The following is a 26087-nucleotide window of genomic DNA, read 5'->3' on the forward strand; positions in this document are numbered from 1 at the left end:
CGGAGCCGGGTCGTACGCTGCGTGCTGTGGACACGGCGGCACGTGCGGGAGAGACGGCGCAGACCCTGGACCGGGGGCTGCGCCTGCTGCACCTGGTCGCCGACGCGCCGAGCGGGCTGACCGTCACCGAGGCGGCGAATCGGCTGGGCATCGGCCGGGCGGCGGTCTACCGGCTGGTCGGCGCGCTGACCGACCACGGCATGCTGCGCCGCGACGGCGAGGGCCGCCTCCGGCTCGGCGCGGGCGTGCTGCACCTGGCCCGGCGGGCCCAGCCGCTGCTCGCCGAGGGGGCGCTGCCCGCCCTGCGCCGGCTCGCCGAACAGGCCGGGGCGACCGCCCACCTGACCGTGGTCGAGGGCGGCGAGGGGGTCGCTCTCGCGGTGGTCGAGCCGAGCTGGACCTCGTTCCACGTGGCGTACCGGACCGGCTCGCGGCACCCCCTGGAGCGGGGCGCGGCGGGGCGGGCCATCCTGGCCGGCCGGGCCGGCGCCGCCGCCCCGGTGAGCACCAGCGGCGAACTGCAGTCCGGGGCGTACGGGGTGGCCGCGCCGGTGCTCGGGGTGCCGGGGCTGGAGGCGAGCGTCGGGGTGGTCTCGCTGACCCCGCTCGACGTCACCGAGGTCGGCGCCCAGGTGACCGCCGCCGCCGAGTCGATCGCCGCGGCCCTGTCCTGACCTGGGCCTCGGGCTCGGTCTCGACTTCGGCCTCGGTCTCGGGGCTCGGCCGCCGGCTCGGCGAGGTGGCGGCATCCGAGGCCGGTGGACACCCCCGGCTCGCCGACCTGGAGACGATCAGAGACCCGACAGCGGCTAACACACCGGCCGGACGCCGTGGTGGTTGTCCACAGGGTGTCGCGTCCGAGGCGACCGCGGTTGTCCACAGGGGTGTCCGGCGGCCGTCCGACGCCGCCAGGCTGGTCGGCATGCCACCTCATCCCCATCGACCGCCCCAGCTCGCCTGGCAGGTCTTCCGCGGCTCCGACGTCGTCCGGCGCGGGCTGCTGACCCGGCATCAGCTCCGGGGCGCCTCCTGGGTCCGGCTCCGGCAGGACGTCTACGCCGACGCGCGCCTCGACCGCGACCACTCGCTCGCCTGCCGCGCCGCGCTGCTGCGCCTGCCGCCGGGCACGCTGCTCGCCGGGCCCTCGGCGGCCTACCTGCACGGGGTCGAGCACGCCGCCGGCTTCCGGGACGACGTGCACGTCCTGCTGCCGGCGACGGTGCGGGCCGACGCCCAGCCCGGCGTCCGGGTGCACCAGGCCCCGTCATCGCCCGAACGGATCGGCCTCCTGATCCCCGCCACCGCCGCGGCCTGCTCGGCGAACACCACCCCCGGCCGTGACCGCCCCGCCAACCGGCCGGCGAACACCACCCCCGGCCGTGACCGCCCCGCCAACGGGCCGGCGAACACCACCCCGGGCCGGGACGGCCCCGCCACCGGCCTCCGGAGCACCGCGTCGGGCCAGGACCGCAGTGCCGTCGGGCTCAAGAGGGCGGTCGTCGCCACGGCGATCGCGAATCCCGGGCCGGTGGGCGGCGAGCCGGGCCTGCTGACCGGCCCAGGCCGGCTGCTCCGCACCGAGCCGGCTGCCTGCGCCTGGGAGACAGCGGTCTGGTCCGATCCGGTCCGGGCGGTCGGGATCGTCGACGCCCTGCTGCGCATGGGCACGGTCAGCCGGATCGATCTGACCGGCGTGGCCGACCGCAACGCGGGACGACCCGGCGGCCGGCGGGCGCGATGGGTGTTCGGCCTGGCGGATCCCGGGGCACAGTCCCCGCCCGAGTCGCACCTGCGGGTCCGGCTGGTGCTGGCCGGCCTGCCCCGCCCGGTCGCGCAGCACCCGGTGCGCGGGCCGTCTGGCCTCGTTCTGCATCCTGACCTGGCCTGGCCGGAGTTCCGCGTCGCCGTCGAGTACGACGGCCAGTGGCACGCCGACCCGGATCAGCTGCACCGGGACCGCCAGCGGCTCAATCAGCTCGTGACGGCCGGCTGGCTGGTGCTGCCCGTGACCGGTCGCCGCCTGCACCGGGAGTTCCCCGCGCTGGTCCGCGAGATCCGCGCCGCGCTGGTCGCTCGGGGCTGGCGGCCGTGAGGGAGCGGGAAACGCCCGCACTCGCGGGACCCACCACTTCGCACACGGCCGGTCCCGCGATACGGCCGACGTGGACGGCGTGACCGTCCGCACAGTTGTCATTGCGTCGTGCAAATTATCGACCACAGTTGATGGCCGCGGCTCCCACCAGGCTGGGCGGGCCGGCTATGCGCCGGCTACGGCGTCGCTATCGGGGTGGCCCCGTCGAGGGCGGCGAGCACCCCGGGGAGGCCGGCCAGGGTTGCCACCTCCGCGTCCGGACGGAACCCGGGCGGGCAGGGCAGGCCCTGCCGGTTCAGCCAGATCCCCCGCAGGCCGGCGCGCTGCGGGCCGGCCACGTCGTGGGCGAGGGAGTCGCCGACGTACGCCATCTGTTCCGCCGGCACGCCCGCCGCCTCGACCACCGCGGCGTAGAACTCCGGGGCGGGCTTCTTGGGCAGGCCGCCGTCATGGGCGTACCGCTCGAAGGCGAACTCGCCCGCGAGGCCGCAGCGTTCCGCGCGGCTGTTGCCGTTGGTGGCGTAGCCCAGCAGGTAGCGCCCGCGGAGCGCGGCGAGCGCGGGCAGGGCGTCGGCGAACGGCCGGGTGAGGGCGAAGCGTCGGGCGAAGAAGAGCGCCGCCAACTCGTCCAGGTGGTCGTCGAGTGCGACCCGGGCCAGCGACCGGGCCAGCGCAGCCCGCCGGATCTCCTGCACCGGCGCCGCACTCCGCTCGCCGAAGACCGCGTGCCAGTCGGACTCGAGGTCCGCGAGGGACAGCGCGGCCGCCGCCGGGGTCAGCCGCCGCATCTCCTCGAGTACGGCGAGCAGCCCGCCGGTCACCGCCGGGCGCAGGTCGAGCAGGGTCTCGTCGGCATCGAACACCACCACGCGCAGCACGACGGCCAGCCTCTCATGCCAGCGCCGGCGCGTCGGCCCGCTCGTCCACCGGCTCGGGGCGACCGCCGCGCAGCTCGTCCACCCGGACCAGGGCGACACCGGCCACGATGAGCGCGCCGCCGAGCAGTTGGACGGCGCTCGGCAGCTCGCCCAGCACCAGCCAGGCGATCAGCACCGCGAACATCACCTCGGTCAGCCCGACGAAGGAGGACAGCCGCGCGCCGAGCAACCGGGCCCCGGCCACGCCGGTCAGGTAGGCGACCACCGCGGCGATCAGCGACAGGCCCGCGATCGGCACCAGCCAGCTCATCTCGTGGCCGGCGAAGCTGACGTCGGCGGTGCCGGCGCGCAGCGGGAGCGCCCCGACCAGCCCGACCAGGAGCAGGACGAGGGCGCCGACGGCCATGCCGCCGCTGGCCATCACGACCGAGGGCAGCGCGGGGTCGACCCGACCGGCGATCACGAAATAGCCCGCCAGCCCCACCCCGGCGCCGAGTCCCCAGAGGACGCCGACCGGGTCGAGGCGGCCGGCGCCGGTCAGGTCCAGCACGAACACCAGCCCGCACAGGGCGGTCAGCGAACCGGCCACCGTGAGCAGCCGGGGCCGCTGGCCGTGGACCAGCCACATCCAGCCCACCACCAGCACGATGCCCAGGTATTCCAGCAGGAGCGCGACGCCGACCGGCAGGTAGCGGACCGCGTTGAAGAAGCACGCCTGGGCCAGCGCCACCCCGAGCAGCCCGAACACCACGAGCGTGCCGGCGTTGCGGCGCAGCACCGGCCACCGGCCGCGCAGCGCCAGCAGGGCGGGCACGGCCAGCACCAGGGCCGCGATGCCGACCCGGGCGAGCACGACCGCCTCGGCGGACCAGTCGCCGGTGATCAGCGGTCGAGCGAAGGTGCCCGAGGTGGCGAAGGTGAGCGCGGAGAGCAGCGCCAGGCCGAGGCCGACACCGGGCCGTTCACGCATCGACAGCTCCTTGGGTCGACCGACATGAGTAAAACGGGGTTATGCTGATGACGCTAGGCCGGCACCCCGACAGGAGTCAAGTTGCTGTTCGCTCATGACACCGAGTGCGGCCTGGTCGCGGCCGCGGCGCTGGTCAACACGGCCGGCCCGGACCGGGAAGGGCTGCCGGACGTGGCCGCCCTCGACGAGTTCTTCACGGCGTACGGGTGGACCGGCCGGCACGAGCACACCGAGGCGGAGCTGCGCGAGGTCCGCGCGCTGCGGCCCCGGCTCCGCCGGATCTGGTACGCCGACACCGACGAGGTGGTGGCGGTGGTCAACGGTCTGCTCCGCGAGTCGCACGCGCTTCCGCAACTCGTCCGGCACGACGACGAGCCGTACCACCTGCACGCCGTGCCGCGCGACGCGCCGCTGGCCACCCGGATGGCGGTCGAGGCCGCGATGGCGCTGGCCGACCTGGTCCGGATGGACGAGCTGAGCCGGTTGCGCCGCTGCGACCACCCCGACTGCGAGAACGTGCTGGTCGACCTCTCCAAGAACCGGTCCCGCCGGTTCTGCGACGCCGGCTGCGGCAACCGGGCCGCGGTGAGCGCCTACCGGGCCCGCAAGGCGGCGTCCCACTCCTGACGCACCCCGGGCCAGTCCTCCCGGCGCAGCTCGTACTCCACCTCGCCGTGCTCGGTGCCCGGGATCGGGTCGTCGAAGGTCAGGTGGAAGGTGCGGACGTGGCGCAGCCCGGCCCGGGCCATGACGGCACGGGACCGGTCGTTGACCGCCATCGTCTCGGCCCACACCCGCCGGACCCCCACCACGTCGAAGGCGTGCCGCACCAGCGCCCGCGACCCCTCCGTGGCCAGACCCCGTCCCCACGCGGAACGCCGCAGCCGGTAGCCCAACTCCCCCTCGCTCCCGTCCTCCGACGGGTCGAGCGCGAGCCAGCCGAGGAACTCGCCGGTGAGCCGGTCCAGCGCGGCCCACCGGCCGAGGCCGGGACGGCGGTCGTACCGGGCCAGCAGGCGGGGCAGCTGCTCGTCCCGTACGGTGTCGGCCGGGGTCGGCCGGCCGTTGGTCAGGAAGCGCATGACCTCCGGGTCGCTGTCCAGCTCGACCAGGTGGTCCACGTCGCCCATGGTGAGCCGGCGCAGCCGCAGCCGCGCCGTCTCCAGCAGCACCCCGTCATCGCCCATGACCGGATGATGGCCCGCCCACCTGACCCTCGGCGAGCGGTTATCAGCACGGCGGGCGGCGCCGCGACCTCAGGGGTGGGTCATCCGGAGCAGGTCCAGGGCCTCGTCGAGCTGCGTCTCGCTGAGCTTGCCCGAGTCGACGTGGCCGCGGGAGATCACCACCTCGCGGATGGAGACCTGCTTGGCCAGCGCCTCCTTGGCGATCGAGGCGGCCTCGTCGTACCCGAGGTGGCGGTTGAGCGGGGTGACGATCGACGGCGAGCCCTCGGCGTACGCCAGGCAGACCTCGGCGTCCGCGACCAGGCCGACCACCAGGCGGTCGGCGAAGAGCCGGCTCGCCGCGGAGATCAGCCGGATCGACTCCAGCAGGTTGCGGCCCATCACGGGAAGCATCACGTTCAGCTCGAAGTCGCCCTGGGAGCCGGCGAACGCCACGGCGGCGTCGTTGCCGATGACCTGCGCGCACACCTGCCGCATCGCCTCGGCGACCACCGGGTTCACCTTGCCCGGCATGATCGACGAGCCGGGCTGGAGGTCGGGGATGCGCAGCTCGCGCAGGCCGGCGCGGGGGCCGGAGCCCATCCAGCGGATGTCGTTGGCCATCTTGTAGAGCCCGACGGCGACGGTGCGGAGCTGACCGGAGGTCTCCACCAGCGCGTCCCGGGCGCCCTGCGCCTCGAAGTGGTTGCGGGCCTCGGTCAGCGGCAGCCCGGTCGAGGCGCGCAGCTTCTCGATCACCTTCGCGGCGAAGCCGAACGGGGTGTTGATGCCGGTGCCTACGGCGGTGCCGCCGAGCGGCAGCTCGGCCAGCCGGGGCAGCGCCCCCTCCAACCGCTCGACGCCGTAGCGGACCTGGGCCGCGTAGCCGCCGAACTCCTGGCCCAGGGTGACCGGGGTGGCGTCCATGAGGTGCGTACGCCCGGCCTTCACCACGGTCTCGAACTCGGCCGCCTTCTCCTCCAGCGCGCCGGCCAGGTGCTTCAGCGCCGGCAGCAGGTCCTCCACCACGGCCTGGGTGGCGGCCAGGTGGATCGACGAGGGGAAGACGTCGTTGCTGGACTGGGAGGCGTTGACGTCGTCGTTCGGGTGCACGTCACGGCCCAGCTCGCGGCCGGCCAGCGTGGCGATCACCTCGTTGGTGTTCATGTTGGACGAGGTGCCGGAGCCGGTCTGGAAGACGTCGACCGGGAACTGGTCGTCGTATCCGCCGTCGGCAACGTGCGCGGCGGCGGTGGCGATCGCCTCGCCCACGTCCGCGCCGATCACCCCCAGCTCGGCGTTGACCTGGGCCGCCGCTCCCTTGATCTGCGCCAGGGCCTTGATCTGGGCCGGCTCGATGCCCCGCCCGGAGATCGGGAAGTTCTGCACCGCGCGCTGGGTCTGCGCCCGCCACAGTGCCTCGGCGGGGACCTCCACCTCACCCATCGAGTCGCGTTCGATCCGGTAACCGGTCGCCTCTGGAGTCGTCACGCGTTCCATCCTGCCCCGGCGCGCGGCGGCGCGCAGATGATCGCTCAGCCCAACTCGGCGAGCAGCGCCGCCACCTCGTCCCCCTCCGGAGCGTCGAGCTGCCGGAGGAGGTCGAGGGCCCGGGTCGCGTGCGAGCGGGCGGCCGCCGGGTCGGTCGGGCGCTGGCAGCGGGCGATGCCGGCCAGCGCGCCGGCCTCCTCGTGCCGGGCCCGCAACCGGACCGCGTCCTGGAGCACCCGGCGGTAGAGGTCGAGCGCGCTCCGCACGTCGCCCTGGTCGAGCAGGGCCCGGGCCAGCAGGTTGCGGGAGAGGCAGCCGAGCACCCGGTCCCCCGAGGCGGTCACCGCGATCAACGCCTCGCGGTGCAGGGCCGCGGCGGCCTCCGGCCGTCCCAGCTTCCGCTCGATCACACCCAGCTCGTTGAGCACCTCGCCCTCGCCGAAGCGATTGCCCTCCCGGCGCTTGAGCCGGAGCGCGAGCCGCAGGAACCGCAGCGCGCCCGAAAGGTCGCCGAGCCGTGCCCGCGCGGCGCCCAGGTGACCGATGGCGTTACGCACGCTGTTCAGGTCTCCCGCCTCCCGGGCGAGGGCGAGCTGCCGGCGGGAGACGACCTGCGCCTCGGCGTACCGGCCCCAGGCCAGCAGCACCACGGTCTGGTTGTTCAGCAGCGCTGACACGGCGGCCGGCTGCCCGGTGGAACGGGCCAGGTCCAGCGCCGCGTCCAGGTGCGCCATGGCCGGCGCCAACTGCCAGTCCGCCCCGTACGCGATGGCCAGGTTGCGGCGGACGGTGGCCTCGCCCTCGCGGTCGCCCAGCCGTCGGCGGATCTGGAGGGCACCCTCCATCAACTCGATCGCCTCCGGGAAGCGGCCGAGCCGGAACAGCCCGGAGGCCAGGTAGTTGCGGGTGGTGGCCACGGCGGCCTCGTCGTCGCACCGCTCGGCGGCGCGGAGGCCGACGGTGTGGGTGTCGATCAACTCGTCCAGGTGGCCGCGGCTGAAGAGGTGGTACCAGCTCACCCGGGCGAGCTGCCAGCAGTGCGCGAGCAGGCCCTCGTCGGCCGCCAGCCGGACCAGCGCCGGCAGGGTGGACCGGTTGCGGTCGAACCAGGCCGGGCCCTCGGTCGCGCAGGCGGCAACCAGGTCGGGTCGGGGCGGCTCGGGCAGCACCAGGGCGGCGCGGCTGGCCGCCGGCTCCATCTGGCGGGAGATCGCGTACGCCGCGTGCAGGTGATGGTCGAGCAGTCGCCGCACCGCCTCGGCCCGCTCCCCGGGCCGCCCCGCGCCGTCCAGCAGTTGCCGGGCGAAGTCCCGCACCAGGTCGTGGAAGCGGAACCGGCCGGGATCGGGCTCCTCCAGCAGGTGGGCGTCCACCAGGCCGTCCAACAGGTCCTGCGCGTCGGCCAGTGGCAGGTCGGTGACGGCGGCCGCCACCTGGTGGTCGAAGAACGCCCCGGGATGCACGCCGAGCAGCCGGAACAGCCGCTGCGCGGCCGGGTCGAGCTGCGCGTACGACAGGTCGAAGGCATGCCCCACCGAGCGCTCCCCGACGGACAGCTCGATCAGCGCGTTCCGGCCGGAAACCAGCCGGTCCGCCAGGTCCCGGACCCGCCACCGGGGCCGGTGCGCCAGCCGCGCCCCGGCCAGCCGGATCGCGAGCGGCAGGTGACCGCAGCGGCGAACCACCTCGGCGGCCGCCTCCGGCTCGGCGGCGACCCGGTCCGCGCCCACCACCCGGGCGAGCAGCTCAACCGCCTCGTCCGGGTCGAGCAGGGCCAGCGAGGACGGCCGGCCGCCGTCGAGGCCGGTCAGCCGGCGCCGGCTGGTGATGAGCGTGAGGCAGTCCGGGCCGTTGGGCAGCAACGGCGCGACCTGGACCGCGTTGGCCGCGTTGTCGAGCACCACGATCGCCCGCCGCCCGGACAGTTCGCTGCGCCAGAGGGCGGCGCGCTCGTCGACGTCGGCGGGGATGCGCGCGGCGGGCACCCCGAGCTGGCGGAGGAGCGCGGCCAGGGCCGCCGCCGGGGCGACCGGCTCCCGCTCGCTGTGCCCGTGCAGGTCGATGAAGACCTGGGCGTCCGGGTAGCGACCGGCGAGGACGGCCGCCAGGTGCACGGCCAGGGTGGTCTTCCCCGTGCCGGCCATCCCGTCGATCAGGTGGATCCGGGCGTCGTGCTCCTCGATCTCCTTGACCAGCCTGGCCAGTGTGTCCTGCCGGCCGGTGAAGTCGCTGATCGCCCGGGGCAGCGCCCGGACCGGGCTGGGGGCCGCTTGCTGCGGCCCCGTCAGGGCCAGGTCCCCGGCGAGCACGCGCTGGTGCAGCTCCTGCAACGCCGTGCCGGGTTCGATGCCCAGTTCCTCGGCGAAGATCCGGCGCCCCTCCCGGTAGACGGTGAGCGCGTCCGCCTGACGGCCGACCGCGGAGAGGGCCAACATCAACTGGCCGCGCAGACGCTCCCTCAGCGGATTCCGTTCCACGCTCTCGCTGAGCTCGTCGATCAGGTCGGCCGCCCGGCGCAGCCGCAGCTCGACCTCCACGCACTCCTCCAGCACGGTGAGCCGCTGCTCGTCGAGCGCCTGCGCCCTCCGGCGTACGCTCCGGCTCGCGATCCCGCTCAGCGCCGGCCCCCGCCAGAGCGCCAACGCGGACCGGTAGTGGCGGCTGGCCTCGGCCGGCTGCCCCGCGTCGGCCGCCGCCCGGCCGGCCTCGACGGTCTCGGCGAAGACCTCGGCGTCCAGGTCGGCCGGGGCGACCCGGATGCCGTACCCGACCGGATCGGTGACGATCGTCTCCGCCGGCAGGCCGAGCGCGGCGAAGCGCTGCCGCAGCCGCGACACGCAGATCTGGAGCTGGGTCCGGGTGGTTGCCGGCGGCCGTTCCTCCCAGATCGCGTCGACGAGTTCCTCGACGGGCACGACCCGGCCGGCACGCAGCAACAGCATGGCCAGCAGTGTCCGATCGCGACCCGCCGTGATGGTGGCCTCGCCATCACCGACCCGCAGCGGCCCCAGGATCCCGAACCGCATCTGTGCCCCCGCACGCCTCATTGTGGAACTTCCAGCAGCGTAACGCGCCGATCACCGCATGCGGCGGGCGGGTGATAGCGGAGTGATAGCGGATCGACAGCAGCACGCCGGAGACTCGTGCCGGGTTGCCGGGCACGGCATCCGACGGGGGCGGTGCGCCCGTCCGGGCGTGAAACCGGGCGGGCGCACCGACGTCGGTCACCAGATGGCACGACAAAGGGGCGCCAGGTGGGATCCCACCCAACGCCCCCTTTCGCGTACGCCGAAGGTCAGCGCCGCCCGACGGTCAGCACCGGCTTGGTCACCTCGGCGAAGAAGTCGTTGCCCTTGTCGTCGACCACGATGAAGGCCGGGAAGTCCTCCACCTCGATCTTCCAGACCGCCTCCATGCCCAGCTCGGGGTATTCGAGCACCTCGACGTGCTTGATGCAGTCCTGGGCGAGGCGGGCCGCCGGGCCGCCGATCGAGCCGAGGTAGAAGCCCCCGTACGCCTGGCAGGAGCGGGTGACCTGGCCGGAGCGGTTGCCCTTGGCCAGCATCACCATCGAGCCGCCGGCCGCCTGGAACTTCTCCACGTAGGCGTCCATCCGCCCGGCCGTAGTCGGGCCGAACGAGCCGGAGGCGTAGCCCTCGGGGGTCTTGGCCGGGCCGGCGTAGTAGACGGCGTGGTCCCGGAGGTACTGCGGCATCGGCTCACCGGCGTCCAGCCGCTCGGCGATCTTGGCGTGCGCGATGTCCCGGGCCACCACCAGCGGGCCGGTCAGCGACAGCCGGGTCTTCACCGGGTACTTCGACAGCTCGGCGCGGATCTCGTCCATCGGCCGGTTGAGGTCGACCCGGACCACCTCGGAGGTGTCCAGGTGGGCGTCGGTCACGTCGGGCAGGTAGCGCGCCGGGTCGGTCTCCAGGCGCTCCAGCCAGACGCCCGACGGGGTGATCTTGGCGACCGCCTGGCGGTCGGCCGAGCAGGAGACCGCGATGGCCACCGGGCAGGACGCGCCGTGCCGGGGCAGCCGGACCACCCGAACGTCGTGGCAGAAGTAGCGCCCGCCGAACTGCGCGCCGATGCCGAAGTTGCGGGTCAGCTCCAGCACCTCGGCCTCCAGTTCGAGGTCGCGGAAGCCGTGCGCGCTCATCGAGCCCCGCGTCGGGAGGGCGTCCAGGTACTTCGCCGAGGCGTACTTGGCGGTCTTCAGCGCGTATTCCGCGGAGGTGCCGCCGATGACGATGGCCAGGTGGTAGGGCGGGCAGGCCGCGGTGCCGATGAGGCGCAGCTTCTCCTCCAGGAACTGCATCATCCGCGTCGGGTTCAGCAGCGCCTTGGTCTCCTGGTAGAGGTAGGACTTGTTGGCCGAGCCACCGCCCTTGGCCAAGAAGAGGAACTTGTAGGCGTCCGGATGGCCGTCCGGGTCCTCGGCGTAGAGCTCGACCTGGGCGGGCAGGTTGCTGCCGGTGTTCCGCTCCTCCCACATGGTCAGCGGGGCGAGCTGGGAGTAGCGCAGGTTCAGCCGGGTGTAGGCCTGGTAGACGCCGCGCGAGATGGCCTCGGCGTCGGTGCCGTCGGTGAGCACGTGCCGGCCGCGCTTGCCCATCACGATCGCGGTGCCGGTGTCCTGGCACATCGGCAGCACGCCACCGGCGGCGATATTGGCGTTGCGCAGCAGGTCCAGCGCGACGAACCGGTCGTTCGGCGAGGCCGCCGGGTCGTCGATGATCGACCGGAGCTGGGCCAGGTGGGCCGGGCGCAGGAAGTGGGCGATGTCGTGCATCGCCTCGGCGGTCAGCGCGGTCAGCGCGGCGGGCTCCACGGTGAGGAACCGACGGCCACCCGGGCCGTCGACCACGTCGACGCCCTCATCGGTGACCAGGCGGTATTCCGTCTGGTCGGGGCCGGTCGGCAGCAGGGGGGCGTACGAGAAGGCGGCGGCACTGCTCATGACGGAAAAGCCTAGGGCAGAGCCGTCGATCGGTGGCACCCGCCGGGTGCGTCCTGGGACGCCGCTCTCACCGGCCGTCACTTGCCGTCGGCGCAGAGTTCGTTCTTCGGGCCGCAGCTGCCCTGGTCGGTCGGGGGTCGCCAGGTGTCGCCCGGGTCCGGCGCGGGCACCGCGCCCTCGTCCGGCGGGGGCACCGCGGCGGCGCCGGCGCCCCAGCGGACGTACCCGATCTCCCGCCCCTCCCCGATGATCATGCCGTGCGGACCGACCGCCAGGGCGTTCGCCGAGGTACGCAGCAGGACCAGTTCCCGACCGCTGCGCGGCTCGACCGCGATCAGCCGGGACGGCTTCTCCTCGGCGATCAGCGCCGCGTACGGCGTGAGCGCGGCGCCGCTCTTCCCACCGGCCGGCCGGGTCCACCGGGTGCCGTCGGCCGACAACTCCCGGCCGAGCAGCGAACGCTTGTCGGCGCTGCGCACCACCGCGTAGCGGTCGTCGACGGTGAGCACCTTCTCGCCCTCCGCGCCGACGAGGAGCAGCCGGCCGTCGTACCCGTCGAGGACCGCCTCGCGCCCGTCCGGGGCGACGCCGAGCAGCACGTTGCGCGCGCCCTGCGGGTCCTCCCGCTGCACGCAGCCGGCGTAGTCGGCGGTCCGCAGGTTCACCCCGTTGCGCCGCCACACCTGCTGCCCGGTCGCCGGGTCGACGGCGGTGAGGACGAAGTAGCAGGTGCCGTCCCGGGAGGTGGCGGAGACCCGGAGCAACCGCCCGCCGACCACCGCGAGCCGCTCCTGGCGGCCCGGCTCGACGTTCTGGAGCACCCGGCCGGTGGCGGTGTCCACCACGTGCACCCGGCCGTCGATTGGGAAGCCGAGCAGCGGCGGGACGGACTCCGGCCCGGCCACCCCTTCGTCGATCCGCGGCGCGCCGAGACGCCGGGTGCCCAGCAGCTCCGGGTTGTCGGCGAGCACCCCGCTGTGCACGCCGGGCAGGAACGCGCTCCAGCGCGGCGCGGTGCCGCGCGGCTCCCAGGCGCGCAGGGTGCAGTCGGTGGGCTGCACGCAGTAGGCGTCGAGCAGCAGGTTGCGGTACGTCCAGACGGCGATCGCCCGCTCGTCGCGGCGACGCACCACGCCGGTGGTGGGGTCGAGCACCTCGTACCCCTTGTCCAGGAGCTTGCCCACGGCGACGACCGGGTCCCGGTCGCTGCCGGCCACCGCGGCCCAGTCGGCCTTGCGCTCCCAGAGCTGCGCGCCGTTGGCCAGGCTGCGCGCCTCGACCCGGGTGCGCTGCTCGACGATCACCGTGTCGCCGGCGATGGTGACGCTCTTCGGGGTGCCGCCGACCCGCTGCTGCCAGACCACGTCCGGCTCGGAGATCGGCTTGCTCCGGTCGACCCAGTCCCAGACGGCGGGGAACGGGTTCCACACCCCGGTGGAGGCGAGCACGACCACGGTGATGAGCCCCAGCAGCAACCAGCCGCGTACGCCAAGGCCCTTCACACCGCACACGGTAGCGACGATCACCGCTGCGCCGGCCCCCCGAACGGCCGTGTCGCGCCGCTTTCTCGGTCAGCCGCCGTGCTGAGCGCCGCGCGCGGCCGAGCGGACCAGGGGCAGGGTGCGGTAGGGGATCTGCTCGGCGAGGGCGATGATCGTGGAGGCGCGGCGGATGCCCTCCGAGGCGACGATCTGGTCGATGACCCGCTGGAGGTCGGTGTTCGACCGGGCCACGATGCGGCAGAGCAGGTCGCTGGAGCCGGTGATGGTGTGCGCCTCCAGCACCTCCGGGATGGCGGCCAGGTGCGCGGTCACCGGGTCGTGGCCGTGCCGCTGGCTGATCTCCAGGGTCACGAAGCTGGTCACACCGAACCCGATGGCGGCCGGCGAGATGTCCGGCCCGAACCCGGCGATCACCCCCCGCTCGACCAGCTTGTCGAGCCGGGCCTGGACGGTGCCCCGGGCCACGCCGAGTCGCCGCGAGCACTCCAGCACCCCGATCCGGGGCTCCTCGGCGAGCAGATCGATCAAGCGGGCATCCAGCACGTCGAGCTGTACATCCTGACCAGTGTTCATGGGGTTTCACATTACCGAATGCACAAGCTGACCAGCACTTTCGACGACTGTTGCCCAACGGGCGGCTGCGCAGCGATCCTCGCCACAACAGCAGATCAACGGCGGCCCACGAGGCCGGCCGGTACGCAAGGGAGGCCACCATGACCCAGGCGATCGACCGACCCCAGTCGACCGAGGAGGTCGACGTCGACGCCCTCGTCGGCGCCGTCGACCACGACATCACCCGCGACCCGTTCCCGGTCAAGGGCCTCGACCACGTGCACTTCCTGGTGGGCAACGCCAAGCAGGCCGCCCACTACTACTCCACCGCGTTCGGCATGACCTGCGTGGCGTACCGGGGGCCGGAGCAGGGCTACCGCGACCACGCCCAGTACGTGCTGACCAGCGGCTCCGCGCGGTTCGTGCTGACCGGCGCGGTCCGGCCCGACGCCGACGGCGCCGAGCACGTGGCGAAGCACAGCGACGGTGTCTCCGACATCGCGCTGGAGGTGCCGGACGTGGACGCGGCGTACGCGCACGCCACCGCCCAGGGCGCCACCGGCCTGGTCGAGCCGCACGACGTCAGCGACGAGCACGGCACCGTCCGGATGGCGGCCATCGCCGCCTACGGCGACACCCGGCACACGCTGGTCGACCGGTCCCGCTACACCGGCCCGTTCCTGCCCGGCTTCGTGGCCCGGGGCCCGATCGTGGACCGGCAGCCGATGATCGACGCGGGCATCCAGCCGAAGCGCTTCTTCCAGGCCGTCGACCACGTGGTCGGCAACGTGGAGCTGGGCCGGATGGACGAGTGGGTCGAGTTCTACAAGCGGGTCATGGGCTTCAGCAACATGGCCGAGTTCATCGGCGACGACATCGCCACCGACTACTCGGCGCTCATGAGCAAGGTGGTCGCGAACGGCACCCGCAAGGTGAAGTTCCCGCTCAACGAGCCGGCCGTCGCCCGCAAGAAGTCGCAGATCGACGAGTACCTCGAGTTCTACCAGGGCCCGGGCGCCCAGCACATCGCCGTGGCCACCAACGACATCCTGGCCAGCGTCGACGCCATGCGGGCCGCCGGCGTCGAGTTCCTGGACACTCCGGACTCCTACTACGAGGACCCGGAGCTCCGCGCCCGGATCGGCCAGGTGCGGGTGCCGATCGAGGAGCTGCAGTCCCGCAAGATCCTCGTCGACCGGGACGAGGACGGCTACCTGCTCCAGATCTTCACCAAGCCGGTGCAGGACCGCCCGACCGTCTTCTTCGAGCTGATCGAGCGGCACGGCTCGCTGGGCTTCGGCAAGGGCAACTTCAAGGCCCTGTTCGAGGCCATCGAGCGGGAGCAGGAGAAGCGCGGCAACCTGTAACACTGTCCGCGTGACCCAGCCTTCCCCCGCGTCTCCGCCGCCCGCCGGGCCTTCGCCCGCGGGCGGCGGCTTCGCGCCGCCGTCCGGGCCGTACCTGCCGCCGCCGCAGCACACCCCGCCCACGTACGCCGGGCTGCCGAGCTACCCCCCGCCACCCCCGGGGTACGCCCCGCACGCCGGCTTCGTGCCGCCCGCCCTGGCTCCCAACGGGCAGCCGCTGGCCGGCTTCGGCGATCGGCTGCTGGCCTGGCTGATCGACGGCCTGGTGGCCACCGCGGTGGCGATGGTGCTCTTCGCGCCGGTCTTCGTCTGGCTGGTCGTCAAGATGGTCGACGACCTGCCGCCGCCCGGGCCGGACGGTACGGTGGCCGGGCCGGACTTCGGCACGGTCCTGACCGACTACTTCCTGCCCGTGCTCCTGGCCGAGTTCGGCGTCTTCGCGCTCCTGCTCGTCTTCTACTGGCTCTACCACGTGGAGTACGCCCGCCGGACCGGGCAGACGCTCGGCAAGAAGGTGATGAAGCTGCGCATCGTGCCGCTCGACCCGAACGTCCCGCTCACCCGGGGCATGCTCGGCAAGCGGTACCTGGTGGAGTTCGTCGCCGCCGCGCTGGTGCCCTTCGCCAACTACCTCGACGGTTTCTGGCAGCTCTGGGACAAGCCCTGGCAGCAGTGCCTGCACGACAAGTTCGCCGGGACGGTCGTCGTTAAGGTTGCACCGTGAGCGAGTGCAGCGAGGCACGGCCGTGAGCGTGCAACCCGGTTGGTACGTCGACCCCGCCGACCCCGAGACCCGCCGGTACTGGGACGGCGAGGGGTGGATCGGCGCGCCGATCCCGGTCGACGCCACCCCGCCCGACGGACCGCCGCCGCCCGAGCCGGCCCCCGCCGCCGCACCGGCTCCTGTCACCGCCGCGCCGCACCCGGGCCAGCCGGCCCCGGCGCCGGGCGCGCACCCGGGCGTGCCGGCCCCCGGTCCGTGGTCGGGCCCGCCGGCCGGTGGCCCGGGCCAGCCGTGGCCGGGGCAGCCGTGGCCGGGGCAGCCGTGGCCGGGGCAGCCCGGGCAGCCGGGGCCGTGGGCGGGCCGACCGGGCCAGCAGGGGCCGCCGCCGGGCTGGCCGTACCCGGGCTGGCCGGGGCGTCCGCCGACACCGCGCCCGCACGGGCTGCCGCTGGCCTCGTACGGCGCCCGGCTGGTCGCCCGCCTGATCGACTTCGGCGTGGTGTTCCTGCTCAACGCCGCGGTCAACGGCTGGTTCGTCTGGCGTCTCCTCGGTGAGTGGGCCGCCCCGTGGCAGGAGTTCGTGCGGCGGGTCGACGTGGGTGACACCACCAACGAGCCGCTGCCGCCCCCCGGCGAGCAGTTCACCGGCCTCCTGGTTGCCATCCTGCTGATCGCCACCGCGCTCTGGTTCGCCTACGAGGTGCCCTCGATGGCGGCCCGCGGGCAGACCTTCGGCAAGCGGCTGATGGGCGTCCGCGCGGTGCCGGTCGAGACGGACCAGCCGCTCGGCTTCGGCCGGGCCACCCGGCGCTGGAGCACGCTCGGCCTGCCCACCCTGCTCTGGTACTGCTTCGGCTTCGGCCTGCTGCTCCAGTTCGTCGACGCGGTCTCCCCGCTCTTCGACCAGCCGCTGCGCCAGGCCCTGCACGACAAGCGGGCGCAGACCGTGGTGGTCCAGCTCCCTCGCACCCGGCCCGACACCCGTACCGCCCCGCGCGACCGCGCCAACCCCCCGGGAGACACCCCATGACCGACACCGGACGTCACGAGCCTCCGCTGCGGCTCACCCGCGCCGACCTGGACGCGCTGCCCAACTACGTGCCCGGGCGCAGCCCGGCCGACCTGGCCCGCGAGCTGGGCCTGCCCGAGGCGATCAAGCTGGCCAGCAACGAGGTCCCGTACGGCCCGCTGCCCGGCGTGGTGGAGGCGGTCGCCGAGGCGGTGGCCGGTTCGCACCGCTACCCGGACATGGGCGTGGTGGCGCTGCGCCAGGCCCTCGCCGAGCGCTACGGCGTGGACGCCGACCGGATCGCCACCGGCTGCGGCTCGGTGGCGCTGGCCGAGCACCTGGTCCGGGCCACCTGCCTCCCCGGGGACGAGCTGCTGTACTCGTGGCGGTCCTTCGAGGCGTACCCGATCATCGCGGCGACCAGCGGCGCGACCAGCGTGCGGGTGCCGAACGACGCCGACCACGGCCACGACCTGGCCTCGATGGCGGCGGCGGTGACCGACCGGACCCGGATGATCCTGGTCTGCAACCCGAACAACCCGACCGGCACGGCGGTCCGCAAGGCCGAGCTGGACCGGTTCCTCGACGCGGTGCCGGACGACGTGCTCGTGGTGATCGACGAGGCGTACCGGGAGTTCGTCACCGACCCCGAGGTGCCGGACGGCCTCAGCTACCTGGACCGGCCGAACGTGGCGGTGCTGCGCACCCTGTCCAAGGCGTGGGGCCTGGCCGGCCTGCGGATCGGCTGGCTGGTCGCCGAGCCGACCGTGGCCGCCGCGGTGCGCAAGGTGGTCACCCCCTTCTCCACGAGCATGCCGGCGCAGGCGGGCGCGCTGGCGGCGCTGGCCCAGGCCGACGAGGTCGAGCGGCGTTGCGCGCTGGTCGTCGCCGAGCGGGACCGGGTCACCGAGGCGCTGCGCAAGTTCGTCCCGGACGTGCCGGAGAGCCAGGCCAACTTCGTCTGGCTGCCGCTGGGCGAGCGGGCCGTCGAGTTCGGCAAGGCGTGCGAGGCGCGCGGTGTGATCGTCCGGCCGTTCCCCGGCGACGGGGTGCGGGTCACCATCGGCACGCCGGCCGAGAACGACGCCTTCCTGGCCGCCGCCGAGGCCGCGTTGGCCTGACGGCGCAGGTCCGGGGCCGGTCCGTCAACCCCCTACGGACCGGCCCCGGACGCCTGGGGTCGTCCGGGCGACCGGCGGTGCGCCGAACCACTCGGAGAATCGTACCATTTGTCCGTTTCTTGGAGTCAGGTCGCGGCCAACAGCACCGGCTCGGCCATCAGGAAGTACCCCTGGTCGTCGTCGTCCGGACGGGCCCGCTCGCGGAGCCGTTCCACCGCCACGTAGCCGTCCGCCGCGTGCGCCCGGCCCGGCTGCCAGCCGGTCCCGTCGCGGCCGATGTCCATGGCGAACCGGGACCGCTCCGCGCCGGTCAGTGGGTCCAGGGTGATGAGGTCCCGCTTCTCGGTCAGCAGGTGCACCCGGCCCGGCTCGACCGCCAGGATCCGGACCGGACCCAGGTCGGCGCGGCGCCACAGCTCCTCGCCCGTGCGGGCGGACCGCCCGGTGACCACGCCGCCCGCGGTCCCCACCGCCCGCTCGCCGTCCAGCTCGGCGTCCGGGCCGTCCAGGGCGGGGGCGGCCACCGGCTCACCCGCGCCGACGACCAGCCAGCCGCGGCCGGTCTCGTCGCCGCGCCCCGAGGTACGCAGACCCCGGCAGGCCGAGCGCCCGTCCCGGCAGCCGACCGGGGTCACCACGAGCTGGCCCGGCGCGTCCGGCGGCCGCCAGCGGGTCCGCACCGCGCCGGTCGCGGCGTCCCGGAACTCGACCGTGGCGGGCCCGGCGCACGAGTCCACCCCGACCAGTTCCCCGGCGGCCGTGGTGCCCACGTCGGCGCGGCAGCCCCGACCCACCTCGGCCCGCCACAGCCGGCGGCCGTCCGTCAGGGCGTACCCGCCGACCGCGCCCGGGCCCGCCGCGACCAGCACGGCACGGCCGTCGGCGGCCCGGGTGACGTGCAGGCCCGCCGGGGCCCACACCGTGGCGGCGTAGGTGCGGCGCGGCTTCGGCACCGCGCCCGGCGCGGGGCCGTCGGCCCGCCAGGCGACCCGCCCGGTACGCGCGTCCAGCGCCACCAGCTTCCCGTCGGACCAGCGGCTCACCACCGTGGTGCCCTCGGCGAGCACCCCGACGAGCTTCGCCGGCCAGCGGCGGTACGACCAGAACGGGGTGACCCGATGCTTCCCGGAGACCGGCTGGTCGGCGTAGATCTGGCGGGCGCCCGCGTAGACGCGGAGCCGGCCGTCCACGACCAGCGGCGCCACGGGCAGCCGGCCGATCACCCCGACCGGCGGGGTGGGCGCGGCCGGGTACGCGCCCCGGGCGACCGTCTCCACCTCGGCGGGCGCGAGGACCCGCAGGACCACGGCAGCCGCCGCCGCGACGGCCAGCACCGTCACGACCGCCACCACGATCCGCCGCCCCGAGGGCTTCCCCATGCCGTACCTCCGCCCGGCACCCTACCCAGCGGCGGCTCCCGGACGCCGCACCGCCCGACCCCGGTCGGGTCGGCCGGCGGGTCGGCTCAGGCGGCCTCGGCGGACCGGGTGGGCCCGACGGCCAGTGCCAGGTCGGCCAGGTCGCGGCGGAGGGCGCCCTCCACCGCCCGGGCGGCCAGGCCGCCGAGGATCAGGGCGAGCACCCGGCCGTACGGGCGGGTCGGCACCGCCTCGTGCTCGACGGTGACCTCGGTGCAGCCGCGCCGCCGGCGCTCGACGGCGCGCAGCGTCCAGGTGATCCGGTAGTCGGCGCCCGCGCCCCGCGAGCTGAGCACCAGCCGCGCCGGGGCGGCCGCCTCGACCACCAGGAACTCCTCCGCCTCGGCGATGCCGTCCGGCCGGACCCGGGTCTCCCGCCAGGCGGTGCCGGGCCCGAGGTCGCCGGGGCTGAGCACCTCGACGTCGCCGACCGCGGAGAGCCAGTCGGCCCGCGCCGGGAGGTCGGTGAGGAGCCGCCAGACGTCGACGTCCTGCGCTTCGATGAATGCGGAAACCGTCACCGTCGACATGGCACCTCCCGTGTCGTCCACGGTACGGGCCGTGACGGGCTAACGGGAGCCTTGCCGTGACATTTCCACCACCGGTGCCCCGACCGGGGCACCGGGCGTGCGGCGAGCGGTCAGCGGCGGAAGGCGTCACCCCGGATCGCGGCGACGAACGCCGTCCAGCCCGGTGGGCTGACCGCGAGCGCCGGACCCTGTGGGTCCTTCGAGTCGCGTACGCCCACCACGCCGTGCGCGGCGACCACGTTGGTGGCCACCTCGACGCAGAGGCCCTGATCGTTGGAGCGGCTGCTGGTGCGCCAGACGGCGCCGGTCAGCTCGGTCATCTCGGTCCTTCCTGTTCCACTCGTGTGCGCCCCGGCCCGCACCGCCGGGGCGTACTCAGTCCGCGACGATCAACGGCGAAGGAAACGTCCCCGGTCGCACAGCGGGTGCGACCGGGGACGGAGAGTGAACAGGGGGCGGGTCAGCGGGCCGGGAGGATGCTCCCGGTGACCTCGCCGAGGGCGATGGTGGTGCCGTCCGGGCCGGGCGCGGTGGCGGTGATCGTCACCGTGTCGCCGTCCTCCAGGAAGGTCCGGGCGGCGCCGTCGGCGAACTTGACCGGCTCGGTCCCGCCCCAGGTCAGCTCCAGGAACGAACCGACCTGGCCGCGCTCCGGCCCGGAGACGGTGCCGGAGGCGTAGAGGTCGCCGGTCCGCAACGACGCCCCGTTCACGGTGAGGTGGGCGAGCTGCTGGGCCGGGGTCCAGTACATGGTGGCGAAGGGCGGCTCGGCGACCCGCTCGCCGTTCCACTCGACCGACAGGGTCAGGTCCAGCCCGAGGTGCGGGGTGTCGCGCAGGTAGTCCTGCACCGGCGGGTCCTGGTCGGGGGCGGGGACGAAGGCGTCGGCCAGCGCGTCCAGCGGGGTGACCCAGGCCGCGACCGAGGTGGCGAAGGACTTGCCCAGGAACGGGCCGAGCGGCTGGTACTCCCAGGCCTGGATGTCCCGGGCGGACCAGTCGTTGACCAGCACCACACCGAAGACGTGGTCGGCGAAGTCCCCGACGGCGACCCGGTCGCCGAGCCGGCTCGGCACCCCGACCACGAAACCGACCTCGGCCTCGATGTCCAGCCGGACGGAGGCGCCGGTGGTCGGGCCCTGCGCGGTGGCCCGCTGCCCGGTGGGGCGGACGACCGGGGTGCCGGAGACGACCACGGTGCCGGCCCGGCCGTGGTAGCCGATCGGCACGTGCTTCCAGTTCGGCAGCAGCGGCGGCTGACCGGGCCGGAAGATCTGCCCGACGTTCGACGCGTGGTGCTCGGACGAGTAGAAGTCGACGTAGTCGGCGACCTCGAACGGGAGCAGCAGCTCCACCTCGCGCAGCGGCACCAGCAGCGGCTCCACGTCCGGCCGGTACGCCGCATCGGTGAGCAGCTCGGTGACCCGCTGCCGGACGGCGGTCCACTGCGGACGGCCGAGCGCCATGAAGTCGTTGAGGGTGGGCCGGCCCAGCGCCCCGGCGGCCAGCACCAGTCCGGCGGCCTCCGCGCCGGCCAGGTCCAGCACGAAGTCGCCGATGCGTACGCCGATCCGTGGCCCGCGGTCGCCCTGCCGGAACACGCCGTACGGCAGGTTGCTCACCCCGTACGGGGAACCCGCCGCACCCGTCACCCAACTCATTCCTCGAAGCCCCCGTTCACCAGCCCCAGCCGGATCAGATCGGTCAGTGGTTCGGAGATGCTGCACGAGCCGTAGCCGACCCACAGCGGGCGCTCGGCCTCCCGGTGCGACCGGGCCAGCTCGACCACACGGAGCGGGTCGGTGGCGGCGAGCAGCTCGGCCACCCCGTCCACCTCGGCGCCCCCGGTTGCGGCCAGGGTGGCCGCCAGCACGTTGACGAAGCCGTGGTGGGTGAAGCCCGTCTCCGGGTCCCGGTGCCGGATCGCGTGGTGCAACCCGGCGGTCAGCTTGAACGGCAGTTCCCGGTCCCGGCAGGCGCAGATCACCGCGGCCAGTTCGACCGGGGTCGGGAAGAGCTCGGCGGCCAGCCCGCCGGTGCGGAACTTGGCGGCCACCGGCAGCCCGCCGGCCCGCGCCTCGGCGAGGGCGTCCAGCGCGGCCATCAGCCCGAAGGTCAGCGGGATCTCCGCGTAGACGGGCGCGCCCCCCAGCTGCCCGGCGAGCTTGATCAGCTCGGTGAGGCCCGGCTGCGGGTCCTCGCCGCGCTTGGCGACCGGCGCCTCCACCTGGCGGGCGGTGACCCCGTGCGGCGGCAGGAAGGACAGGGCGAAGGGCAGGCCCTCGACGCCGGTGTCGCCGATCAGGCCGATCACGAAGCCCTCGGCCGGGTCGACCAGGCCATCCAGCCCGCCGGCCGCGATCGACGAGGCGGGCAGCAGCAGCGGGCCGACCAGGTCGGCGTACCAGCCGTCACGGTGCCGGCGATGCGCGGTCACCGCGTCCGGCAGCGAGGCGCTGCCGGGCGGGAAGACCGCCGCGTCGTCGACCAGGCCGGCGAGAAGGCGGGGCACCTGCGTTGACACGAGACAAGAATCTACGGGACGCTACAAGGAACGGACAACCGCGTCCGATTATCGGACGTCACCGGCCGGAGAACGGGACATATCGGGAGGCGAGATGCCGTACTACCGCAGCGTCGGCGAGGTGCCCCGCAAGCGCCACACCCAGTTCCGCCAGCCCGACGGCACCCTCTACGCCGAGGAGCTGGTCGGTCAGGAGGGCTTCTCCTCCGACTCGTCGCTGCTCTACCACCGGCACGCGCCCACCGCGATCGTCGCCGCCGAGGAGTTCACCCCGCCCGTCTTCACCCGGGTGCCCAACCTGCCGCTCAAGCCGCGGCACCTGCGCACCCACAAGCTCGACGGGGCCGGCGCCGACCCGGTGCTCGGCCGGCAGTACCTGCTCGCCAACGACGACGTGCGGATCGCGTACGTCCTGGCGGACAAGCCGTCGCCGCTGTTCCGGGACGCGACCGGCGACCACTGCCTCTACCTCGAATCCGGGTCGCTGCGGGTGGAGTCGCCGTTCGGCGTGCTGGAGGCGGTGGCCGGCGACTACGTCGTCATCCCCACCTCGACCATCCACCGCCTCGTGCCCACCGGCGACGAGCCGACCCGGCTGCTCGCCATCGAGGCCGCCGGCCATGTCGGCCCGCCCAAGCGCTACCTCTCGGTGCGCGGGCAGTTCCTGGAGCACTCGCCGTACTGCGAGCGGGACGTCCGCGGGCCGGACACGCCGCTGCTGGTCGACGAGACAGACGTCGAGGTGCTGGTCCGGCACCGTCGCGGTTGGACCAGGTACGTGTACGCGAACCACCCGTTCGACGTGGTCGGCTGGGACGGGCACATGTACCCGTGGGCCTTCTCCATCCACGACTTCGAGCCGATCACCGGCCGGATCCACCAGCCGCCGCCCGTGCACCAGACCTTCCAGGGCCCGAACTTCGTGATCTGCTCGTTCGTGCCGCGCAAGGTGGACTACCACCCGGACGCGATCCCGGTGCCGTACAACCACCACAACGTCGACTCCGACGAGATGCTCTTCTACACCGGCGGCAACTACGAGGCCCGGCGCGGCTCCGGCATCGAGCAGGGCTCGATCTCGCTGCACCCCTCGGGCTTCACCCACGGCCCCCAGCCGGGCGCCGCGGAGCGGTCGATCGGGGCGGAGTTCTTCGACGAGCTGGCCGTCATGGTGGACACCTTCCGCCCGCTGGACCTCTGCGACGCCGGGACCGCCTGCGAGGACGACGCGTACGCCTGGACCTGGGCGCGCCGGGCCTAGCGCACCGGGTGCCGGCCGGCGCGGGCGAGCACGGCGAACCCGGCCACCACCGTCACGGTGATACCGGCGACCAGCGGCCACGGGCCGCCGACCAGCGCGTAGAGCACCAGCAGCGCCGGGGCGGCGGCCACCGCGTACCCGCTCCGGGCCAGGCCGGGGTCGGCGCGGAGCAGGCCGGGCAGCCGGGCCGCGTACCGCCAGACCAGCAGCGCCCCGCCGAGCGCGGCCAGCACCGCGAGGACGCGGGACGGGCCCGGCGCGACCGGGGCCAGGAAGGCGACCAGCACGGTGGCGACCAGCGACCAGCCGGCGCCGTGGAGCACCAGGCGGCGCAGCCCGTCGGCGATGGTCGGGCCGGCGTCGCCGCGCGCCGGATCCAGGGCCGCCGCCTCGGCCAGGTGCTCCAGCGCCTCGGCGTAGCGGCGCTGCTCCAGCCGGATCACGCCCATGTCGTGCCGCGCCGCGGCCACCTCCGGGTCCAGCCGCAGCGCCTCCCGGTAGGCCCGCTCGGCCAGGTCGTACAGCTCCAGCCGGGCGGCGACCAGGCCGAGCACCAGGTGCGCCTGCGCGGTCTCCGGGGCCAGCTCCACACCCCGCCAGGCGGCGTTGAGCGCGGGCTGGCCGTTGCGCGCGCCGGCCAGGATCGCGGCGGCGCTGCGCTGGGCGTACGCGTCGTCCGGGCCGAGCGCCAGGATCTGGTCCCCGGTGCTCGCGGCGGCCTTCCACCGGCCCAGGTCGACCAGGGCGAAGCCGCGCGCCACCAGCGGTGCCAGGGCACCCGGGGCGGCGGCCACGGCCGCCTCGGCGACCGGCAGCGCCTCGGCCGACCGGTCGGCGGCCAGGTGCACCCGGGCCAGCATGGTCAACGCCTCGGCGTTGCCCGGGTGGCTGGCGAGCGCCGCGTCGAGTTCCTCGGCGGCCTCGTCGTACCGGCCCAGTTCGGCGAGGAGTTGCGCGCGCTGGAGGTAGCCGTCGGCGGCGGACTGGTCGGGGGCGGCGTCGTTCGGCATCCCGGCGAGCGTATCCGCCGGCGCGTCCCTCCGCCCGGCGGCGACGGGCGGGCACCGGTCAGGCGCTGTGGCAGCGGGACCGGTCCAGCGAGCGCCCGCAGGTGCCCAGGCTGCACCAGCGCCGCAGCCCGCTCTCGTCCAGGAAGAGCCAGCCGCACCGCTCGTCGGGGCAGATCCGGAGGGTGAGCCGGCGCGGGTCGGCGAGCAGCTGGGCGGCGCTCCAGGCGACCGCGTGCAGGGGCATCCGGAGTCCGGCTGCCAGCTCCGGCCACCAGCGCCCGCGGCCGTCGGTCTCGGGCCGGAACACCAGCTCCTTCGCGGCGGCCTCCGCGTACCGGGCGACCGCGTCGAACGCGCGCCGGTCGTCCGGCCCGGTCAGGCACCCGTACAGCGCGTGCCGCAGGCCCCGGGCCTCGACGAGCACCGCCTCGGCCCCGTCGGGGTCCCGCCGGGCCAGGTGCAGCAGCCGGCTCACCGAGACGTCGTCGAGGAGACCGACGTGCCCGGCCCACACGGCGAGGGTGCGGTAGCCGCGCAGCCACTCGGCGCCGGGCAGCGGCGGTTCGTGGCCCCACCCGGCGAAGGTGTTGCAGAAGTCCAGCGCCGGATGGCCACCGACGCTCCACGGCAGGCTCTCGTCGCGGACCCGCACCTCGTACACCGGCCGCCCGGGCCGGTCCAGCCGGTCGTCGCCGCGCAGGATCCGGCGGTGCACCTCCCGCAGGCGCGCCCCCGGCTCGACGCCCAGCTCGTCCACGAGCAGCTCCCGGGTGGTCCGGTACAGCCGCAGCGCGTCGGCCTGCCGGGCGCCCCGGTACAGCGCGGTCATCAGGACGGCGACGAGCTGTTCCCGGGTCGGGTGCCGGGCGGCCAGGGGCATCAGCTCGGCGATCGCCCGGGCGTGCTGGCCCAGCGCGAGCTGCGCCTCGGCGCGCAGCTCGATGGCGACCAGCCGCAGCTCCTCGACGGTGCCGTGCAGCCGGTCCCGCAGTTCGCCGTCCGCCGCGTCGGCGAGCAGCGGCCCCCGCCAGAGAGCCAGCCCCCGGTCGAGCAGCCGCACCCGCTCCCCCGGGTCGGCCTCCACGCCGGCGGCCCGGACCAGCTCGCCGAACTCGTCGACGTCGACCCGGTGCCCGTCCGCCTCGACGAGATAGCCCTCGCCCCGGGTGGCGATCCGCACCCCGTACGGCGTCAACGCCCCCCGCAACCGTCCGATGTACGTCTGCACGGCACCGCGCGCCGACGCCGGAGGCCGGCCGTTCCAGAGCAGGTCGATGAGGCGCTCGGTGTGGACGACCCGGCCCGTGTCGAGCAGCAGCACACCGAGCAGGCAGCGCTCCTGGCGTCGGCTGCCGACCTCGACCGGCCGGCCCCGGTGGCGGGCCTCGAAGGGTCCGAGCAGGCGGAAGTCCATATCCAACAGGACAGGCTGGACCGGTCCGCCGGTTGTCAGTCCGCGGTGAGCGGATGGTGGGTGCCCCGGTGGCACGCCCGGCACCCGGGCGGATCC

Annotated in this window: 23 protein-coding genes; 8 read left to right on the forward strand and 15 right to left on the reverse strand. The window is 74.6% G+C overall.

From position 1 onward, the window contains the following. Positions 1-26 precede the first annotated feature (26 nt). A complete protein-coding gene (locus tag IEY96_RS26835; RefSeq protein ID WP_189197600.1) occupies positions 27-674 on the forward strand; it encodes an IclR family transcriptional regulator in 648 nt (215 codons plus the stop codon). Between the two features lie 248 nt (positions 675-922). Further along, positions 923-2092 carry a hypothetical protein gene (locus IEY96_RS26840; protein ID WP_189197601.1) on the forward strand — a complete coding sequence of 390 codons (1170 nt, stop codon included), beginning with the start codon at positions 923-925 and terminating at the stop codon, positions 2090-2092. 176 nt (positions 2093-2268) lie between these two features. Here the strand turns inward: IEY96_RS26840 and IEY96_RS26845 are convergent, their stop codons facing one another. Together IEY96_RS26845 and IEY96_RS26850 are read right to left on the reverse strand one after the other, a co-directional pair. Continuing rightward, on the reverse strand, positions 2269-2970 hold the full coding sequence (locus IEY96_RS26845; RefSeq protein WP_189197602.1) for an HAD family hydrolase: 702 nt from the start codon (positions 2968-2970) through the stop codon (positions 2269-2271). A 13-nt stretch (positions 2971-2983) separates the two neighbouring features. After that, positions 2984-3940: an EamA family transporter gene (locus IEY96_RS26850; protein ID WP_189197603.1), complete on the reverse strand. Its 957-nt coding sequence runs from the start codon at positions 3938-3940 to the stop codon at positions 2984-2986. Between the two features lie 81 nt (positions 3941-4021). Between IEY96_RS26850 and IEY96_RS26855 the strand changes: the two genes are divergently transcribed. Beyond that, on the forward strand, positions 4022-4567 hold the full coding sequence (locus tag IEY96_RS26855) for a CGNR zinc finger domain-containing protein (RefSeq protein WP_107076057.1): 546 nt from the start codon (positions 4022-4024) through the stop codon (positions 4565-4567). Here the strand turns inward: IEY96_RS26855 and IEY96_RS26860 are convergent. The 6 genes from IEY96_RS26860 to IEY96_RS26885 all read right to left on the reverse strand — a co-directional run bounded on the left by IEY96_RS26860 (position 4534) and on the right by IEY96_RS26885 (position 13635). Then, complete coding sequence (locus IEY96_RS26860; RefSeq protein ID WP_189197604.1) at positions 4534-5127, reverse strand: GNAT family N-acetyltransferase; 594 nt, start codon at positions 5125-5127, stop codon at positions 4534-4536. The genes IEY96_RS26855 and IEY96_RS26860 overlap by 34 nt on opposite strands. Positions 5128-5196: 69 nt before the next feature. Then, on the reverse strand, positions 5197-6597 hold the full coding sequence (locus IEY96_RS26865; protein ID WP_373293653.1) for a class II fumarate hydratase: 1401 nt from the start codon (positions 6595-6597) through the stop codon (positions 5197-5199). 44 nt (positions 6598-6641) lie between these two features. Then, entirely contained in the window at positions 6642-9623 is a 2982-nt protein-coding gene (locus IEY96_RS26870; RefSeq protein ID WP_189197606.1) for an AfsR/SARP family transcriptional regulator, read from the reverse strand. A gap of 269 nt (positions 9624-9892) precedes the next feature. Further along, on the reverse strand, positions 9893-11560 hold the full coding sequence (locus tag IEY96_RS26875; protein WP_189197607.1) for a fumarate hydratase: 1668 nt from the start codon (positions 11558-11560) through the stop codon (positions 9893-9895). 77 nt (positions 11561-11637) lie between these two features. Continuing rightward, complete coding sequence (locus IEY96_RS26880) at positions 11638-13071, reverse strand: outer membrane protein assembly factor BamB family protein (protein WP_189197608.1); 1434 nt, start codon at positions 13069-13071, stop codon at positions 11638-11640. 60 nt (positions 13072-13131) lie between these two features. Beyond that, positions 13132-13635 carry an Lrp/AsnC family transcriptional regulator gene (locus IEY96_RS26885; RefSeq protein ID WP_189197609.1) on the reverse strand — a complete coding sequence of 168 codons (504 nt, stop codon included), beginning with the start codon at positions 13633-13635 and terminating at the stop codon, positions 13132-13134. A 140-nt stretch (positions 13636-13775) separates the two neighbouring features. Between IEY96_RS26885 and hppD the strand changes: the two genes are divergently transcribed. Genes hppD through hisC form a run of 4 tightly spaced genes read left to right on the forward strand, consistent with a single transcriptional unit; the run spans position 13776 to position 17835 of the window. After that, positions 13776-14981, forward strand: coding sequence for a 4-hydroxyphenylpyruvate dioxygenase (gene hppD, locus IEY96_RS26890; RefSeq protein WP_148430983.1), 1206 nt, complete (start codon positions 13776-13778; stop codon positions 14979-14981). 10 nt (positions 14982-14991) lie between these two features. Next, a complete protein-coding gene (locus IEY96_RS26895; protein ID WP_189197610.1) occupies positions 14992-15705 on the forward strand; it encodes an RDD family protein in 714 nt (237 codons plus the stop codon). Between the two features lie 22 nt (positions 15706-15727). Then, positions 15728-16735 (forward strand): RDD family protein, encoded by a 1008-nt coding sequence (locus IEY96_RS26900; RefSeq protein WP_189197611.1) that lies wholly within the window; start codon positions 15728-15730, stop codon positions 16733-16735. Next, positions 16732-17835: a histidinol-phosphate transaminase gene (hisC, locus tag IEY96_RS26905; protein ID WP_189197612.1), complete on the forward strand. Its 1104-nt coding sequence runs from the start codon at positions 16732-16734 to the stop codon at positions 17833-17835. Before IEY96_RS26900 ends, hisC begins: the two co-directional genes overlap by 4 nt. 125 nt (positions 17836-17960) lie before the next feature. Here the strand turns inward: hisC and IEY96_RS26910 are convergent, their stop codons facing one another. From IEY96_RS26910 to IEY96_RS26930, 5 genes are all read right to left on the reverse strand, one after another. After that, positions 17961-19214, reverse strand: coding sequence for an outer membrane protein assembly factor BamB family protein (locus IEY96_RS26910; RefSeq protein WP_189197613.1), 1254 nt, complete (start codon positions 19212-19214; stop codon positions 17961-17963). Positions 19215-19300: 86 nt separating this feature from the next. Further along, a complete protein-coding gene (locus tag IEY96_RS26915) occupies positions 19301-19783 on the reverse strand; it encodes an SRPBCC family protein (RefSeq protein WP_189197614.1) in 483 nt (160 codons plus the stop codon). 110 nt (positions 19784-19893) lie between these two features. Beyond that, positions 19894-20103 (reverse strand): DUF397 domain-containing protein, encoded by a 210-nt coding sequence (locus IEY96_RS26920; RefSeq protein ID WP_091317211.1) that lies wholly within the window; start codon positions 20101-20103, stop codon positions 19894-19896. A 140-nt stretch (positions 20104-20243) separates the two neighbouring features. Further along, positions 20244-21443: a fumarylacetoacetase gene (fahA, locus tag IEY96_RS26925; RefSeq protein WP_189197615.1), complete on the reverse strand. Its 1200-nt coding sequence runs from the start codon at positions 21441-21443 to the stop codon at positions 20244-20246. Then, positions 21440-22306 (reverse strand): hypothetical protein, encoded by an 867-nt coding sequence (locus tag IEY96_RS26930; protein ID WP_189197616.1) that lies wholly within the window; start codon positions 22304-22306, stop codon positions 21440-21442. The genes fahA and IEY96_RS26930 overlap by 4 nt, the downstream gene beginning before the upstream one ends. A 94-nt stretch (positions 22307-22400) precedes the next feature. Here IEY96_RS26930 and IEY96_RS26935 point away from each other — a divergent pair, with 94 nt between their 5' ends. After that, positions 22401-23567, forward strand: coding sequence for a homogentisate 1,2-dioxygenase (locus IEY96_RS26935; protein WP_189197617.1), 1167 nt, complete (start codon positions 22401-22403; stop codon positions 23565-23567). Here the strand turns inward: IEY96_RS26935 and IEY96_RS33235 are convergent. Next, positions 23564-24577 (reverse strand): tetratricopeptide repeat protein, encoded by a 1014-nt coding sequence (locus IEY96_RS33235; RefSeq protein ID WP_189197618.1) that lies wholly within the window; start codon positions 24575-24577, stop codon positions 23564-23566. The two genes, IEY96_RS26935 and IEY96_RS33235, sit on opposite strands and share 4 nt — an antisense overlap. Positions 24578-24635: 58 nt before the next feature. Then, positions 24636-25991: a BTAD domain-containing putative transcriptional regulator gene (locus tag IEY96_RS26945; protein ID WP_189197756.1), complete on the reverse strand. Its 1356-nt coding sequence runs from the start codon at positions 25989-25991 to the stop codon at positions 24636-24638. Positions 25992-26087 lie beyond the last annotated feature (96 nt).

Origin of the sequence: Micromonospora fulviviridis, assembly GCF_014648395.1 — a bacterium.
Lineage (GTDB): Bacteria > Actinomycetota > Actinomycetes > Mycobacteriales > Micromonosporaceae > Micromonospora > Micromonospora fulviviridis.

Coding starts and splice junctions, on each gene's coding strand:
- IEY96_RS26840 (WP_189197601.1), top strand. CDS start 923: ATGCCACCTCATCCCCATCGACCGCCCCAGCTCGCCTGGCAGGTCTTC.
- IEY96_RS26850 (WP_189197603.1), bottom strand. CDS start 3,940: ATGCGTGAACGGCCCGGTGTCGGCCTCGGCCTGGCGCTGCTCTCCGCG.
- IEY96_RS26860 (WP_189197604.1), bottom strand. CDS start 5,127: ATGGGCGATGACGGGGTGCTGCTGGAGACGGCGCGGCTGCGGCTGCGC.
- IEY96_RS26870 (WP_189197606.1), bottom strand. CDS start 9,623: ATGCGGTTCGGGATCCTGGGGCCGCTGCGGGTCGGTGATGGCGAGGCC.
- IEY96_RS26875 (WP_189197607.1), bottom strand. CDS start 11,560: ATGAGCAGTGCCGCCGCCTTCTCGTACGCCCCCCTGCTGCCGACCGGC.
- IEY96_RS26885 (WP_189197609.1), bottom strand. CDS start 13,635: ATGAACACTGGTCAGGATGTACAGCTCGACGTGCTGGATGCCCGCTTG.
- hppD (WP_148430983.1), top strand. CDS start 13,776: ATGACCCAGGCGATCGACCGACCCCAGTCGACCGAGGAGGTCGACGTC.
- hisC (WP_189197612.1), top strand. CDS start 16,732: ATGACCGACACCGGACGTCACGAGCCTCCGCTGCGGCTCACCCGCGCC.
- IEY96_RS26910 (WP_189197613.1), bottom strand. CDS start 19,214: ATGGGGAAGCCCTCGGGGCGGCGGATCGTGGTGGCGGTCGTGACGGTG.
- IEY96_RS26915 (WP_189197614.1), bottom strand. CDS start 19,783: ATGTCGACGGTGACGGTTTCCGCATTCATCGAAGCGCAGGACGTCGAC.
- IEY96_RS26920 (WP_091317211.1), bottom strand. CDS start 20,103: ATGACCGAGCTGACCGGCGCCGTCTGGCGCACCAGCAGCCGCTCCAAC.
- fahA (WP_189197615.1), bottom strand. CDS start 21,443: ATGAGTTGGGTGACGGGTGCGGCGGGTTCCCCGTACGGGGTGAGCAAC.
- IEY96_RS26935 (WP_189197617.1), top strand. CDS start 22,401: ATGCCGTACTACCGCAGCGTCGGCGAGGTGCCCCGCAAGCGCCACACC.
- IEY96_RS33235 (WP_189197618.1), bottom strand. CDS start 24,577: ATGCCGAACGACGCCGCCCCCGACCAGTCCGCCGCCGACGGCTACCTC.
- IEY96_RS26945 (WP_189197756.1), bottom strand. CDS start 25,991: ATGGACTTCCGCCTGCTCGGACCCTTCGAGGCCCGCCACCGGGGCCGG.